Annotated in this window: 11 protein-coding genes; 6 read left to right on the top strand and 5 right to left on the bottom strand. The window is 60.7% G+C overall.

Going from position 1 to position 15,859, the window contains the following annotated elements; translation table 11 throughout:
• Positions 1–113 precede the first annotated feature (113 nt).
• Entirely contained in the window at positions 114–377 is a 264-nt protein-coding gene (locus JX552_RS31085) for a hypothetical protein (RefSeq protein ID WP_205878917.1), read from the bottom strand.
• 77 nt (positions 378–454) lie between these two features.
• Between JX552_RS31085 and JX552_RS31080 the strand changes: the two genes are divergently transcribed.
• Positions 455–1,093, top strand: a complete 639-nt coding sequence (locus JX552_RS31080) for an HNH endonuclease (RefSeq protein WP_205878916.1) — start codon at positions 455–457, stop codon at positions 1,091–1,093.
• A gap of 646 nt (positions 1,094–1,739) precedes the next feature.
• On the opposite strand, the gene JX552_RS31075 is transcribed toward JX552_RS31080, so the two are convergent.
• Both JX552_RS31075 and JX552_RS33620 read right to left on the bottom strand, forming a co-directional pair.
• Positions 1,740–3,689, bottom strand: a complete 1,950-nt coding sequence (locus tag JX552_RS31075) for a hypothetical protein (protein ID WP_205878915.1) — start codon at positions 3,687–3,689, stop codon at positions 1,740–1,742.
• Positions 3,682–3,816: a hypothetical protein gene (locus JX552_RS33620; RefSeq protein WP_277396108.1), complete on the bottom strand. Its 135-nt coding sequence runs from the start codon at positions 3,814–3,816 to the stop codon at positions 3,682–3,684. Before JX552_RS33620 ends, JX552_RS31075 begins: the two co-directional genes overlap by 8 nt.
• A gap of 322 nt (positions 3,817–4,138) precedes the next feature.
• Between JX552_RS33620 and JX552_RS31070 the strand changes: the two genes are divergently transcribed.
• The 3 genes from JX552_RS31070 (at position 4,139) to JX552_RS31060 (ending at position 6,777) form a co-directional block, all read left to right on the top strand.
• On the top strand, positions 4,139–4,627 hold the full coding sequence (locus tag JX552_RS31070) for a hypothetical protein (RefSeq protein WP_205878914.1): 489 nt from the start codon (positions 4,139–4,141) through the stop codon (positions 4,625–4,627).
• A 328-nt stretch (positions 4,628–4,955) separates the two neighbouring features.
• Positions 4,956–5,321: a hypothetical protein gene (locus tag JX552_RS31065; RefSeq protein ID WP_205878913.1), complete on the top strand. Its 366-nt coding sequence runs from the start codon at positions 4,956–4,958 to the stop codon at positions 5,319–5,321.
• A 622-nt stretch (positions 5,322–5,943) separates the two neighbouring features.
• Entirely contained in the window at positions 5,944–6,777 is an 834-nt protein-coding gene (locus JX552_RS31060) for a restriction endonuclease (protein ID WP_205878912.1), read from the top strand.
• Between the two features lie 545 nt (positions 6,778–7,322).
• Here JX552_RS31060 and JX552_RS31055 read toward each other — a convergent pair.
• Positions 7,323–8,399, bottom strand: a complete 1,077-nt coding sequence (locus JX552_RS31055) for a Shedu immune nuclease family protein (protein ID WP_241011306.1) — start codon at positions 8,397–8,399, stop codon at positions 7,323–7,325.
• A 347-nt stretch (positions 8,400–8,746) separates the two neighbouring features.
• Here JX552_RS31055 and JX552_RS31050 point away from each other — a divergent pair, with 347 nt between their 5' ends.
• Together JX552_RS31050 and JX552_RS31045 are read left to right on the top strand one after the other, a co-directional pair.
• Positions 8,747–11,797 (top strand): hypothetical protein, encoded by a 3,051-nt coding sequence (locus tag JX552_RS31050; protein WP_205878910.1) that lies wholly within the window; start codon positions 8,747–8,749, stop codon positions 11,795–11,797.
• A gap of 572 nt (positions 11,798–12,369) precedes the next feature.
• Positions 12,370–13,514, top strand: a protein-coding gene (locus JX552_RS31045; protein WP_205878812.1) for an IS3 family transposase whose coding sequence is annotated in 2 segments (ribosomal slippage) — positions 12,370–12,637 and positions 12,637–13,514 — 1,146 coding nt in all. Because the reading frame shifts where the segments join, the coding sequence is not laid out codon by codon here.
• Between the two features lie 330 nt (positions 13,515–13,844).
• On the opposite strand, the gene JX552_RS31040 is transcribed toward JX552_RS31045, so the two are convergent.
• Positions 13,845–15,644 (bottom strand): IS481 family transposase, encoded by a 1,800-nt coding sequence (locus JX552_RS31040; RefSeq protein ID WP_205878909.1) that lies wholly within the window; start codon positions 15,642–15,644, stop codon positions 13,845–13,847.
• Positions 15,645–15,859 lie beyond the last annotated feature (215 nt).

Here is a 15,859-nt window from a genome sequence, read left to right as displayed (position 1 = left end):
CCATCGCGGCGTGTCACGGCGCGTAAGAGATCCAGTCGGGCAAGGACGGTCCCGTCGAAGTGTTCACGTATCTGTGCGATAGCGCCTGGTGGGACGTCGGGTCGCGCCAAGTACTAAGCGACATGCCCGGCCAGCCTGTCCGATGATGCGTTGCAGACGTAATAGCCCGCCTCTCCCTGAGGCACTTTCTCGACGGATCTCTCCAGCCTGCCGTCCCGCCATAGCAGCGTCCAGGCCTGCGCGTCGGTCACCTCGCGTCGGGTCAGCAGTGCCGTCCATGCTCGGAGCATTGGAGTAACTGAATCGAGGGCCCAACCCACGACGTTGGGCGGGATCTCGATGCGCGCGCGGGCTATCGCCAGCTGGAGATAATCCATTCGCTGAGAATGGCAGGCGTGATCCTTGTTTACTTGTGGTGAGCCACAGCCTTGCCGGCGCGGCGGTATGTTGCAGGGTGACCATCAAGGTGTACGACGGGGGAACAGTGGACAAGGCCACAATTCTCGAGCGCGTTTGCGCGGCCCTAGAAGGCGACTCTCTCGCAGCGGGTCGCGAAATTCTTCGGGCAGAGTATCGATTCGTTGCTGTCGACAAAGTGAATCGTCGATATAGCGAGCGGCAGTGCCTTCGGATATTTTTCCGAGACGGCTTCACCGACCGCTATTCCGGCGCCCGGCTGGTTCACCCGGGTGCACTTCGGGCGCTTTCGCTCGCTCTGCCAGACGATTTTCCTGCCCATCCGAACTGGGCGATGTCTCAAACCCATATTGCCTTCTGGGAGCTCTTTCCCTCGATTGACCACGTTGTCCCGGTCTCGCGACGTGGCGTCGATAACGACACGAACTGGGTGACGACGTCGATGCTGCGGAACTCCGCAAAGGCGCATTGGACCTTAGAGGAGCTGAACTGGACGCTGCGGAAACCTTGTGGCGACTGCACCGAATGGGACGGCCTAACCGGATGGTTCGTCCGCTACGTCGACCGCAACCCGGAAATCGGTGCCAACGATTACATCCGCCGATGGCTGGCTGCGACGAAAGCGGTGCTAGCAGAGCGCAGGCAGATAGCCTTGTCGACGGAAGCCGAAAACTGATGGGCGAGGTATGGAGGGCGCACGACACGGTGACCGACCGCGTCGTAGCCACCAAGACCCCGCCCGCTCACTACTCGGACCACGCCACGTTTCAGCAGCGGTTCCGCCGCGCATGTCATGCCTCATCAGGTTGACAGGTTCCGCCAAGCTCGAAGTGTGAAGCACACGTGCGGGTTCGTTTATCCCCCGGCGGGGGAGTAGGAGCACCGTCGAACCGCTCGACCCGGCAACCCGGCACAGCGGCGTTTGCCGGTAACCCGCCATATTCGATTCCGTCGGATTCCTTCCATGCACCGCAGTGCATCACTCAAGGCGCGGCGGGGGAGACGCACTGATTGCCGGAGTGCTGCAGCCGGATTAACCGGAAAGTCCCTGCAGAGGTTTCAAGGCAGGTTAATTTTGCTGAAGCGTGCAATGGGCGTGGTGCATCAGCGTTCCCTCGGTTCGGTCGATTCGAGCGACGACTCCCACTACACCGGGGTGCTGTTACTCGTCGCGCTACCGTCAATAGGTTTGATATGGCCTCGCCAGCGGTTGCCAACATCACCCCTTGCGGCGCAGTGATCTACCGCCGTGGCACGCCGAGAGCCTGCCGGCGACCATAGGGGCGAGTTCGTGCTCCCCGTTGCCACGGTCTGCCCCTGGCCTAGATGCCGCTGAGCAGGTTCATCACCATTCGGCTGTTCTTCACGATGTGGTCGCTCAACGGCAGTATCGGCGCGCCATAGCTGAGTAGGTAGAGCTGCAAAGACGCCATGCCGTATTTCGAAGCTCCGGTGCGCCATTTCGCGATCAAATCCATCATGTCGGGGTTCTTACCGCCCTTCGCCCCGATGTCGGCCATACCCTCCAGCAGTTGGAGGTCTGACAGCGGAACGATGCCGGCGGCGTACACCTGCGGCTGAAGATGCTTGAACGCCTTGATACTTCGGATATTGATGTCGAACTGAGCCAACAGTCCGTTGGTAACGCCGGCATCGGGCACGATCACCAGTGGGGCGTACATCGTTTTGTTGTCGACCTTTTGGCCTTTCCAGCCGCCGTGCTTCTGGACGAGGTCGATGGTGGACAGCAGCTGACTGTACTTGCCTTGGTCGGTGTCCATGAATATCTTCTCGACGTCGGCGCTGTAGGCTTCCCAACTCGCCAGCCCTTGTGCTGCATCCTCTTTCACCGCGTGGTTAGTCGCGTCGATCACTACGCAGTGATCCTTGCCGAGAATAATCCAGTCGCAAACCGACGGCTTTTCGCCCTTCTTCTGCGTCCATGCGGTCTGCAGGTCGGGCTCGTCGGCAATCGCGAGTAGATGAGGGCACTTGTCGACGATGCGGTGGAGTATCACGCCGACGAACTGTTCGAAGGCGTCGTTCATCGCGGACTTGAACCGATTTCGGGCCGATCCCGAGAGGCTGGCCCACGCTTCGAAGTAGAGCTGGCCGCCGCAGAGGCGGTCGAGGGCCCACTGATGGCGGATTGTGACGAATGTGTTGTCGTCAACGGCGAGGAACGGGTACCGCGTGAGGGTGTATCGCTGGTGGCCGATTTCCCCGGAGTTGCGATCCTCCTGCAGCTTGGCCTTGAAATCGTCCAGCTTGAGCGCCATGTTAGCGAGGAGATAGTCGATCGCCGCCTCGGAGGCGCCGTCGGCGAGCAGTTCATCGCAGGTGAACCGAACCTGTTGATTCGTGGTACTGCGCTCGATAATGCGGTGCCCCAGCCGCATGACGTCGATCAGCTCGACGTCGGTGGCGATCTTGAAGGCTTCGGCGGGCGTCGCGCCCAGACCTGTGGTCTTGGATCTCGGTGCCCACTCGGTGAACCACAGGTCGTAAGTGTTTGAAAGTACGATCTCGAGCCTCAGTGGCGAGTTGAAGAGTGCCGAGGCGATTTCGCCTTGGATGAGCGGTTTCGTGTATTCGTGCATCTCTTCGAGGCCCATCTTCGGCAGCTTGTGCTGAAGTTTCGCAATTTCATCCGCGGTGGGCACGTCGCCCGCGAACTCAGAGTTGAGATTCTGCTCCGTCGTGATCGACAGCAGCAGGTGTATCAGCGTGTCGCGATCGATCGCCGGCGCTGCGTGATCCGCCGACGCGTACTCGATGATCTCGCGCTGCAGCTGTGCCATTGCACGGGGCGAGATGAGCATGTCGCCGTAGGTGATGATTCGGTTGAGAACCTTCTCGCACAGGCCACCCTCGCGACCGAAGGCGAGGAAGTCGCCCTCTACGTCACGCACGCCCCGGGTGGTCGAGTAGGCCACGTCCCATTGCGTCTGCACCCGCGCGACGGTTTCGAGGGCGTCGTACAGGCTGGCGCCGCCGAGCAGCTCGCGACGCCCCTCGTATGGCAGCGGGTCCAGCCCGAACAGGCCGCAGACGATCAGCTGCGGTTGTGAATTCAGGAACGACATGACCTTCGAGATCGGATCATCGGACGGCGAAACCCCAGACAAGCCGAACTGCGGCATGTTTGCTGGCGGCGGCCATGGCGGCTGATTTGCCGTCGCCTTTGGGTTGGCCTTCCCACACTTCAATTGGGCGGCTTTTTGGTCGCGCTTCTCGGCCCGCTCCTTCCGGATCCGGGCGCCTTTACCCATCGGTGGCAATACCGCTCTCGTTCGAGGAGCTCGTCGAATAGGCGGGTCGAGCGTCCTGTTCGCGGATTGATCGGCGCAGGGCGACGGGCAACGTCAGCTCGGCGTCGATGTCTCTGCGGGTCTGCATGCAATCCAGGGTAGAAGTGCCGTCCGACATTTGGCTTTTGAGTGGGTGCGCGGGCGGGCCGAACGTCCGACCGGGACACGTGGTAACGCCTGATTGTTGAGCGGTCCGCCCGCAGGCTCGGTGTCTGGTCGAGCGGTGTCCTTGTTCGGGAACTTGCAGCCCCTCCTGGTGGGGTGGACTCCTGCTTAGCATTGTTCCAAACATTGGGCGCGCCAGGTCCGCAGCGGCGCAAAACGAGCCCGCGAGGGGGATGAAACAACCACCGTCGCGCAGGCAACTCAGCCTGTAGCCTCCACGCAGAGGCGTCCCTTATCGTTGTGTTGTGTCTTGGAAGGTGCTTGTAGGCGGCCTAGTGGTTCCTGCCGTCGTTTGCGGCCTGGCCGCGTGTGTCGACCACAGCAACCAAACCGAGAGCAGCGACACGAAGACGGTCACGGTGACCGCATCTACGGCCGCGCCCATCGCGCTGCAGCCGGGTAGCTGGGACTACCTTCAGAGCCACTACAGCGGGTATCTCTCGCTCACATGCGACCCCCAGCAACCTACGGGCGGCAATTACAGCGCATGTATCGGCCTGCAAAATGCAAAACTCGAGGATTTTCGGCACGATGTAACAGCGTTGCCGCAAAGCGAATCCAAAACTGATTTATTAACCGCAACTGTCCTGTACAGCGCTACATACCAGAATTATGCAAACACCATGTGTCTCGCAATGGATCCCACTCAGCCCCCATGCTTCGAGATAGCCCAATCACTTCGAAATGCCTTTACCTTGATTGCAGGCATTGTCAACCGCGTAGCCGCGAAGTAGCGTTTCGATAATTTGGGGCCGAAGGCGACGCACTGGTTCCCGTCACTACCCGGGGCGTATGCACCCAGGCGACCAACATCCCCCTGAAGAACAGCTTCGGTTTGGTAAGTGTCAATCAAGATCGCACCGTCATCCAACTGAGGTGAGCCCGCTGTAATGGTCCAGTCGTTGTGGGACTCTGTTGCCCGGTCTGCGGGCAAGGAAGAATCAACGTCGACATGGCCCATGCCGCCAGCGCCTAACAGTCTGATAATCGTGTAGCCAGCGAATACATCGCCCCCATCGGCCGCCTGGCCGGTCCGATGAGCATTGAGGAAGGCGTCGCACCGTGCCCACACCCCGCGAGATCGTCCGACTGCACTTTCCGTGGGACGTCCCTGTCAATCTGCAGGACCACCCCGTCTACCTCTTGATGCGCCTACACGGCGACTACATGGCGACCGGAGGCCGGGACATGCCCGTCGACGACGTCGCCGCGGTGCACGAGTTCCACGCTCAACTGCGTGAGCACGATTGGGTTGTCGAATACGACCCCAACATCACCGCCCCTGATGGGATCGACGAACGGCCCGGCTTCATTTACCGGACCCGCACCATCGAGGATGACGACCTGATCATCCGCGACAACGGGCACACCGTGATCACCGACGAAGGCGAACTCATCTGGCGCTATCCGCCTGACCTCGAGTGCTGACCCGGCGGATGGTCACGTGTGGCAGTTAAGAATTCGTGGATTGCGCAGAGGACCACTGGCGCCAGCCCGCTGCCGTTGCGCACTCTGCAGGGCCGGTCGCCCCGCGAGGGAGTAGTGCAATTGAATACTTAGCAAGCGAACACCGTGATTTGGTGCCGGAGCGCTCAGGCTGATTCATCTGATGAATTAATCGCACTGCAGTCGCCCCAATCGGCTGTGTCGAAAAGCACGAACTGCGAAAGTTATCGGTATGGACGGTGATACCGAAATACACTGTGGCACAACACGTACGACGAAGCCACTGCGTTCGCTAGACAGCAGGATCCGCCGTAGCCGGAGGGAAATCGTACGAAGTTCTAGGACGCCCTAGTCCATTGCCCCTGAGGTGCATGGACTCAAGTAACTACCGCCGAAACGGACGTTCTTTATCGCAGTCGCCGATGCGAGCCCCGCGGTCGGTCAACTACCGCCGAAGAGGCCGCGTGAATTCGTCGTGATCGGCTAGCTGGGCCGACAACGCCGCGCCCCGACGGGCCCGAGTCGCGGCCGGCCACTGGAGGTCACCCTCCTTCGTGCGGCGGAGGCCGCATCGGGTGTCTGCTGCCGATGTTTCAATTGGCGAATGTTCGTGAAGTCGGGGACAGAGTTTGAGAAGTTCGTCGCACAGGTGTTTGCCGCGAACGGCCACCACGCGACGGTAACCAAGAATTCCGGCGACTACGGCGTCGATCTGGTGCTGAACGGCGAAATCGCTGTGCAGGCGAAGTTCTATGGCAGTGTCGTCGGCCCCAGCGCGGTTCAAGAAGTGGTCGCTGGCCGCGCCGTCTACGGCTGCTCCGAGGCATGGGTAGTCACCAACAGCACATTCACCCCGGCCGCTGTGACGCTTGCCAAGGCCAACGGAGTGCGGCTTATAGCCGGCGATGAGTTGCAGTGGTTGGCCGAGAACCCTGAGCGCTCCACGGAACACGCCGCACGGTATAGGGCGCATTTGGCCGAACTTGAGGCGAAGGAATTAGCAGAACACAATGCGCGATTGGAAGCCGCCGAAGCCAAGCGTCAGGCCCGGAGAGCCGCATTAAAAGACGAGTGTGACAAAAAGCTGGCGGCCGGCGCAAAGCTCAGCGACATTGAACAGGCCCTGCTCGGCTTCCCGGCTCGCGATGAACAAGGCTCTCCGCTGCAGCTTCAACGGATGGCCGCATTGAAAGACGAGTGTGAGAAAAAGCTTGCCGCCGGCGAAAAGCTCAGCGACGTTGAACAGGCCCGGCTCGCACGGGCTAAAGGGATCCTTCGGGATGCCGGCCTAACGGCTCCCGATGAACAAGGCTCTCCGCTGCCGGGCCAGTCCTTCAGGAACCTGCTTGCGCGCCGCGCCACAAGCACCGCGCCGGCCACCGCTGTTGCGCACCCTACTGGCCCAGTCCCCCGGTGGGGGAGTAGCGCAATTGAATGAGTGGACCAAGCGAGCGACACACCCATTTGCCGCCAGAGCGCTTAGGCTGATTCATCTGACGAATCAATCGCTTTGCACTCGCTCCAATCGACCGCGGGCCAAAAGCGCTCCATACGAGCGCAATACAGACCGCAGGTTATCGGCACGTGAGTCAGTGTCGAAATACTTTGTGGTGCAACATGTTAGAGAATAAGGCGGCGTTAGGTTGACATAATATCCGTTATGAGGCAAATGTGATGTGCTGCAGAATGTTTCACATCGCCGCGAATGCATGGGTTTCTATACCTCGGAATGATGTGATGCGTGTCCGCCATGCAGGGGCCGGCGCAACCGCCCGCTTTCGGATTGTGTAGCAGACCACGAGGTGGGCGTCGCGCATTGTCGCGCCGCGACGTAACGAACCCTCCGCGCTATCACTTCCCGCCAGTGTCGGATGAAGTCGGCATTTTCGTCGATACGTCACTGTGACGAAAATTCGGGATTGGAGAAGGCCCCGAACGGAAAAAATGTCGCCTCTTCGAGGTGCCGGGCAATCTAGGTTTCAATCACTTAATGAATGATGCCGATCGAGCGGCGACCTCGGCGTGCCACTCTGCGCGAGCTACAAGTTCATCGAATGTGATGACTTCTGGTTCATGGAGGTTGCGTCGGAAAAGCTCGAAACTGCGGAACTTGTCGGTGATTGCCCCTCCAGTCTGACCAGTGAGTTGCCCAAGCGTACCCACCACAACAAATGATCGCGGGCGGAGTAGGAACGTCCCCGAAGGCAGCAACTCACCGTCATCCGATGTGTCCTGCAAGTACTCACCGATGTCGCGACACGCTAGATGAACGGATTGCTGGAGTTGCACAACCGCACCAGACAGTTCCCTCGACGGGGACCAACAGCCGGCGCGGTACTCACCATCGATCAGCTCGGTGCGATGGTGCTTGATTTCGGCAAAAGCGAGAGATCGTATGACGCCTGCCGTACGCAACAATGCGTCGACCCTCTTGCCTACACCTGCGACGCTACGGCCGACCACCGTCTGTTCTAGCTTCTCTTGATCCCACGCCGTGAACAGTTGCCCGCCCAGACCGATGCCAAGCACCCATGGATTCTCCTCGAGAAGATGTTGCCATGCACGCTCCGGTCCTCCAGCTTCGGTTGCGGCAGCGTTGAACTCATCATCTTCAGTCAGCCAGCGACGCATCCGTTCAGCCACACTCTTGCGCCGTTGTACCGCGATAACGTCGTCCGCCTCGACATCGGATTCGATGAGGGCCCGGAACCGTTCGGGATCGCGAGAGTAAATGTTGTTCACGGCAGCGGGGTCTGCGAAGACGTCGCGGAGAAGTTGATCATCGACGTAGACCGAGTTTTCACCCTCCACGGGAATCGCGTCGATCGCACGGAGCATATCGATGAGACGGGTGGCCTGCTCGCGATGGAGCTCGAGAATGTGTTCCAGCTTCGTTGCATCGCCGTTAGTAGGCACCTTCTGGATGCGCAACTTTCGCACTGCGCCTTGCTCGCGGGCGATCTGCAATTGCAGTTGCTTTCGACCACCTGGCGTTGTATAGACCACTTCGCTTGTCCACTCCCATTGATCTTCGTCATCCAATGGAACTTCGTCGAACACGCGGTAGAGGTAGCGAGTAGGGTGTCCCGCGTCGCGGCCGAACTGCGCTTCGAAACTCCGAGTTGCATACGTTCGGGTCGGCAAACGGCCTGCAGCGTATGTCACCTCATTAGGCTCAGGAGGCACTTCAAATCCGAACTTCACCATCGCCCCGTTCAACAGAGGTTACAAGTGATTTCTCGCTCTTTGCTCAACCGAAAGCACTGAAATCCTAGCGTGAATTTGAGGACTTCATGGAACGACCTGGCCGTTAAGGACCAGATCGCCGGAAACATGACGGGCCGGCGCTGATCGCCGCCTCGTCGGTGGCGGATGTCAGACTGGAAGCGTTGAGATGAGGTGCAACCATGGCGAGTCCGACGCAGTTAGCTGCGCAGATCCGCTTTGCCCTTGAGACGCTGGCCGAGACGAACGACCACCACACATTCGAGCGCATCTGCGCAGGATTGGCTCGGCGGCGGATTGTGAGCAATCTACTGCCTGCCACAGGGCCGGTGAGCGCCGGCGGCGACCAGGGACGAGACGCTGAGTCGTACTGGACGGATCTGCCCAACGAAGGGGCGACGTCGTGGTTTTCGCTGTTGGCCTCAACCGAGCCTATCGCCCTCGCGTGCACGATCCAGAGGAGCGACGTGGTCGCCAAGATCCGCCGCGATCTGTCCGCCATCTCCGAGTCCGGTAATCAGGTACGCCGCGTTATCTACTTCACCATCACCGCTGTCCCCGTGGCGCAGCGCCACCAGCTACAAAACGATGCACGCGACACCCACGGCATCGAACTCGACATCTGGGACGCACAAGCGATTGCCCAGCACCTCGCCGACCACGACCTGTTCTACCTGGCCGTCGACCATCTGCACCTTCCTACCGAACTGGCCCCAGAGCCGCCCATCACCGAACCAGACAGACCGCAGTGGTACTTCGACGAGCTGTCCGAATGGCATGGCCGAACCAGATTCGCAGGATTCGCTGGTGAAGTCGTCGCGCTGCGCGAGCCGCTGCGCTACGCCTCCACACACAGTGAAACCCATTCCGACGTCGCGGACTGGCTCAGCATCGCCTACCAGCTTCGAGGTGCTATCAGTGATAGCGAAACAAAGAGGCGCCTCGACTACGAGATCATCCACGCGACCGTATACGGACAAGACACGCTGAAACCCGCTGACGCGCTCGTGATCGAGTACTTCACCGGCCTACTCGGTACCGCACCGGAGCCGACCGTGCTGATGGAAGCAATCTTGCTACTACGCCTTGTTAGCGCCATGCACGGCCGACGCGCCACCGAACTGCACCTCGTGACCATCCAAGACTGGCACGACCAGTTGGCCAGCCAAATCAGCGTGATGCTTACCGAGGCTGCCGGCCCAAACCAGCAGGCTCAATTGCTGGTGGCCCAAGCGTTCCTCGCGCACAGCCCCGCGCCGCACGACGTCACCGTGGACCCAGCTACGCAGCCAACAATGATCGACCTCATCGAGCGCGTACGGGACACCGCGGCGACGGGACCATTTCCTGTTGCTGTCCCCGAAAGCGGCGAGCTGGTCGATCTGGAGCTGGGGATGTCGGCGCTCAAGCATTTGGTGGACCTGCTTCCGACAACCCCGCTTGTCCCCATACATTTTCTGACGACCAGCTTCGACCTGCACGCACCAATCCTGCGCAAACACGCCGACTACATCGATGTGCGCGACGCGCTCGATGCTGCGACCGGACGCGTAGAAGGACAAGCGGCCCAAGGTGATCGAGCCCAGGCCCGAGCCGTCGCGCTGCTCAGAGCAGGCGACACACGAGCAGCACTCAGCGAAATTCACGAGGCAAAAATCAATTGGCTCACCGGAGACACTTCGATGGGAGCCGCGTTGATGATGCTGCTGGCATCGAAAACGTACTACGACCTCAAACTGCCGTTGGCCGCCAAGCAATACGCACTCGCCGCCGCCACACTGGCTAAGCAGTCCAGTGACCCCGCCCTTGAACTCATCATGGCGCGCGGAATCATGGTCGCAGCGACGTGCGATCACTTGGCGGGCCAATGGCTCTCGGCGACGTACTGTTTCCGCGTCGGGATCTGGGCACAAGCCCAATACGCCGACGATCCATGGAGTCTGAGCCGTTACCCCTACTTCAACAACATGCTGATCGATCAGGCATTCATCCTGCGAACAGCCGAAGCAATCCGACCAGCTGCTATGGAGATCCTGCGGCCCATCGTGGAGTCCACGAACGTGAACCAATTCCTCGATCCGATGATCGCCAGCGCCACGCACCTCCCTACGCCGACCGAGGCCGACGTTGACGAGGCCGCTCAACGAGGCGGAATGGGGCGACCGTTCTCGGACGCTGGCCCTACACGGACCTACGAATGGGTTGCGCTGAACAATCATTGGCGCATCCGCGCGAAGAACGAGCGCTACGCCGTGCTGGCCGCGGAGCGATTCATCGCCGCCGCGCAGATCCTTCTGGCTGACGAACAGACAGCACGCGAGCTACTCATTCTTCCGGGGCCCATCACTGTCGACATCGACGTCGCCGAAAACGCCGACCCCGACATCCAGGACGGCTTCGCCGATCTCACCGACTCCGAATCGGGGCGCTTCGCTGTCACACTGACCCCCCTACATGCCTTGACCCCCGAGCGGGCTGAGCTAGAGACCGCTACCGCGCTGTTGCGTGTGCTCTTCACTCAATCCATGCTTCCCAGAGACTCTTTCACCGAAATCATTGACAGGTCCTTCCAGCGCGGACTGTGGCACCAACTCAACGCCGTGCGCCCCTACGACGAACTGGCCGATATTTACCCAGCAGAGATGTATCAACAGTTCTCCGCTGCATCATTCGCGGCGGTCGGCGATCGCGACAAAGACGTGGATATGGAAGCAATCATGGCTGCAGACCCCTGGGTATCGACGCGCTACCGGCAGGCCAACGCCCTCCAAGCGATCGAAGACGCCTACGCCAACCTGCGCCCGCCCGTGCGGCTTACCCTCACGCGGCTTAGCAACGATGCATCATTCCGACAGCTCGCTTCCCTTCTGAGATCCGAGGGCTGGAAAGACTGGCACCTGCTCACCGCCATCGCCAACATCGTCGTCAACGACCGCGCCCGCCACCTCGGACTCAACATGTCCAGCGATATGAATCAAGCGGATCGCGAACGATTCTGGGACCTGACGACCGCCGAGGAAACCACCACTGACCAACAACTGGGCCCCGAACTGTTTAACGCCGAGAATCTCCGGTTTCACCTGTTCGTCGCCGCAGTGGCTGCGCTCCACCGGTTCGACCTTGAACTGCACGTGGCCAACATCGACCCAGATGACCTCTTCCGCGTACTCGGCGCCCGTTTCAACTACTGGACCGACGACGTCGCACACGATCCGATATTCGACCGGAACTAGGTAAGTAGTAGTGGTAACTAACACCTATCGAACGCGCACCGTTACCAGTTAACTACGCCGAGTTGTATTGCACTACAAGCGAATTCACTAACTTCGGCGGCGGCTATTGTTTTCAGCCTCTTTACGCTCGTGGTGGGATTGGACATCCATTTCGAAACGAAGGAAGCAAACCTTCACATTCATTCGCCAGGATTGGATAGGCCCATATTTGAAGCCCACCAGGACTAGGCCGACAAGAAGCAGCACGAACAGAAGAACTACAGAGGTGGCAACCACAGATGCCTGCTTTCAACCCGAAATCAACATCGAACCGCATGAGGCGGTAGCAATACGCACGCGATGATGAAACGAGAGAAGGTGTGGTCACTTCCCTCGCGAGTCCTGCCCCTGCCGCTCTGTGACGGGACGACAAGACTCGTCTAGTTTCGGTGAAGCACCAATCTGGCTAACGACATGTAGCCCATATTACCAACGAACCTGCTGCCATGCCATTGGCGTGTTCCCCGTGAATGAGTCCAGCTTGTTTTAGAGTCCTGTGGCCCGAGGTCGGGCTGGAAGGGACGATGAAACACATGGCTGGTCGTAAGCGGCATTCCGCGGAGGACATCGTGCGCAAGTTGCGCCGCGCGGACGAGCTGGCTGCTGAAGGCAAGACCGGTGACGAGATCGCTGCCGAGTTGGGTGTCTCAGCCGCCACGCTGTACAACTGGCGCCGCGCCTACGGCGGCATGGACACCGACGCCGCCAAAGAGCTACGGGAGTTGCGCGAGCAGAACACGCGCTTGAAGAGGCTGCTGGCCGAGGCCGAACTGGAGAAGGACGCGCTGCGGGAGGTCGCGAAGGGAAAATTCTGAGCCCAGCTGCCAAGCGGCGCGCCGTGGACATGCTCAAGGACACGCTGAGTATGTCGGAACGACTGGCGTGCAAGGCCGTTGGGCTGGCCCGCTCCACCTACCGCCGCTTGCCCGCGGCGCAGACTCCGGATGATCCAGACGCCCAGATGCGAGCCTGGCTGCGCTCCTACGCCACCAAACACCCCTGCCACGGGTTCCGGCGCGCCTGGGCGGCCTTGCGCTACGACGTGGGTCGTGAGGTCAACCAGAAGAAAGTCCATCGGCTGTGGCGCGAGGAGGGCCTGCAGGTCAAGATCCGCTCGCCGCGTAAGCGGTCTGGGGTGTCCTCGGTCCCGCCGGTGGTAGCCGATGCACCGAACGTGGTGTGGGCGATCGATTTCCAGTTCGACTCCACCACCGACGGCAAGGCCATCAAGATCGCCTCGATGCTCGACGAGCACACCCGCGAGTCGCTGCTGAACATCGTGGAGCGCTCCATCACCGCCGAACGTCTCGTGACCGAACTCGAGACGGCGTTCGCGGTGGCCGGCGGACCGCCGAAGGTGCTGCGCATGGACAACGGCCCGGAGCTGGTTTCCCAAGCGCTGCAACGATTCTGCGAGAACAAAACCGGCCTGCTCTACATCCCACCAGGATGCCCGTGGATCAATGGGCATATCGAGTCGTTCAACAACCGGCTACGTAAGGAGTGCCTCAACCGCAACCACTGGAACACCCTGTTCGAGGCCCGCGTGGTGATCGGCGATTTCAAGCACGAACATAATCACCGACACCGCCATTCGGCGCTGGGCTATCGAACCCCCGCCGAGTACGCTGCGGCTTGCCGGCACACCCACACCCCGGTGGCCTGCGAGATCAACTGAATCCGGATCAAACAAACCCGACTCCAAAACGGGGTGGACTCAGTAACGGGGACTCGCCACCATGACCAGCAAAGCCGGCCCTCTCAGGCCGTCTTGTCGTGCGTGTTGTGTCTAGTGAGCTACTTGCTCTTCTCGCTCACCTCGCAGCAGCTCCGCAAACACTTCGACTCTAACGCCACACGGAGGGCGCTCCCTCACCGCGGCAACTCGCACCTGCTGGGCACGCACCGTTACCAGTTGGCGTTGTCCGTGTGCGGTTTCAGGACATGCTTGACGGTCCTGCTTCAGGACATTGTTGACGGATTCGGTCTGCGTGTATGTCGGCTGCGGCTAGATGCTACGGCGGCGAGGGTAAGCCTTGAAGATGGTGATGTCGCTGTCAGTTCTTCTCGCGTGGGTGCAGATCTCATTTCCGTCGATGAAGACGCGAAAGACTGTGTCTTCAATGGTTATTGCGACCGTTTGCCCTTGGTAGCTGCGTCCAACGCGTAGCCGTTGGCCGGCGACAGTGACCGTGCCGTTAGCCGCGACACGTCGCATAGCCCGGTGCGGGGGCGCCGGCGGTGGCAAGGGGTCCGAGGTGGGCCGTGCTCCGCGCAGGGCCGCGCGATGATCCGCCGGCAGCGGCGCGGGCAGCGTCTTGACCAGTCTGCCGTTGACCACGATGTGCATCAGAGTGCCCTCGAAGCGTGCGGTGACGCGCTGGCCTACCAATGTCGACTCCAGCAGCACCTTGTGACCACCCAGGCCGATGCACCCGTCGCGGGAGACGGTGCGCGCGACTTCGATCACCGCGCTTTTAGTCAGCATGTCAACGGTGACCGCGCCGCGCGCTGGCTCTGGTCCCGCTATCCGTGCACCGCGCCGCAGCAGATCGCGCAGATCGTGTTCGGACAGCCGTGACGGTCGCGTGCGTATCACCGCACCGTCGAGCACGACGTGGATGCTGCGGTCGCTGGCCCATACCGTGACCTCGCGTCGGGCTAGCGCGGTGGTGAACTTGAACTGCTGATCACCTGGGAGCAGAAGGCGCGCTCGCGGCGTCAGGACGGTCTCCCACTCGACGGCGTGGATGGTGCTGTTGAAGGACTGCTCTGCGAGCGCGAGTTGCTTCTTGGGTCGCCGCGGAACGATGACCTCGACGATGTCGGGAACCAGTGGGCCGGTCACCACCGGCATCGGCGGAACCACCTCGATGGGCGCCGGTCGAAATACCGTCGCCGGTGTTGCCATCCCCAAAGACTGGTGCGGGCGACTGTAGTTGTAGCCGTGCACCCAGGCATCGATCGCCCCCTGGGCCGCTTCAACGCTCACAAAGGGGCCAGCGGCATCCAGGAGCTCGCGGCGCAGCGTCTTATGAAAGCGTTCGATCTTGCCAGTCGTCGTCGGCGATCGGGGTTTGGTCAAGCGCGTTGTGATGCCGTTCTCGCGACAGATCCGCTCGAACAAAACCTCGGCTGGATACGGCTTGGTGAACCGTCCTGTGAATTGTTTCCCGTTGTCGGTCAGCACTTCTGACGGCACACCGTAAGCGGACATTGCTGCGGTGAAGGCTGCGCAGACTGCGCGTGCCGAGGGCTCAGCGACGACGGTAGCCATCACCACGAACCGGGCATGGTCATCGATACCAGTGACCAACTTGCACTCACGGCCATCGGCCAGAAACACCCCGCCCATGATGTCGATCTGCCACAGCTGCATCGGGGCGTCGCGCTGCCAGCGTCGGTACTTGCGTTTGTGGTTTTGCGCCTGCGCAGCCACCAGCCCGTGCCGCACCAGGATTCGGTACACGCTCGACCGCGACGGAGGCGCCTCCACACCGCGCACTGCCAACTCGTGAACGATGCGTTGAGCGCCCCAACGGGGATAGGTTCGGCGCAATTCGCAGACCATCGCCACCACCGTCGCCGGCAGCTCATTCGGCGACGTCAACGGCCGACGCGATCGATCGGCCAAGCCCGGCAAGCCTAGGGTCTCATAGCGGACGACCCATGAATGCACGGACTGCCGCGACGCACCACATTCCCGTGCCACCTGGCTCTTTGAAACCCCATCTCGTACCTGAAGGACCGCGCGATACCTGTGCTCGGTCACCCAATCAGCGGAACCGCTGGCCGTCTCATCACTCACAGAACGAGCATCAAACCAGACCGTCAACCATCTGCTGAACCCGTCAAGGATGTCCAGAACCCTTGCCGTCCAACATGTCTTGAACCTTCACATTGACAGGCGTTGTGCTGCAGCCTGTTTCGCATCGCCGCGAGTTCAAGTGTTTTACACCACGGATTGATGTGAATCCGTTGGTCCGACGATGTAGGCACCCCTAGCAACCGCCTGCATGGACC

Source organism: Mycobacterium gordonae (assembly GCF_017086405.1).
In the GTDB taxonomy this organism is placed as follows: Bacteria; Actinomycetota; Actinomycetes; order Mycobacteriales; family Mycobacteriaceae; genus Mycobacterium; species Mycobacterium gordonae_D.
This window is presented reverse-complemented; position numbering and strand designations above follow the sequence as displayed.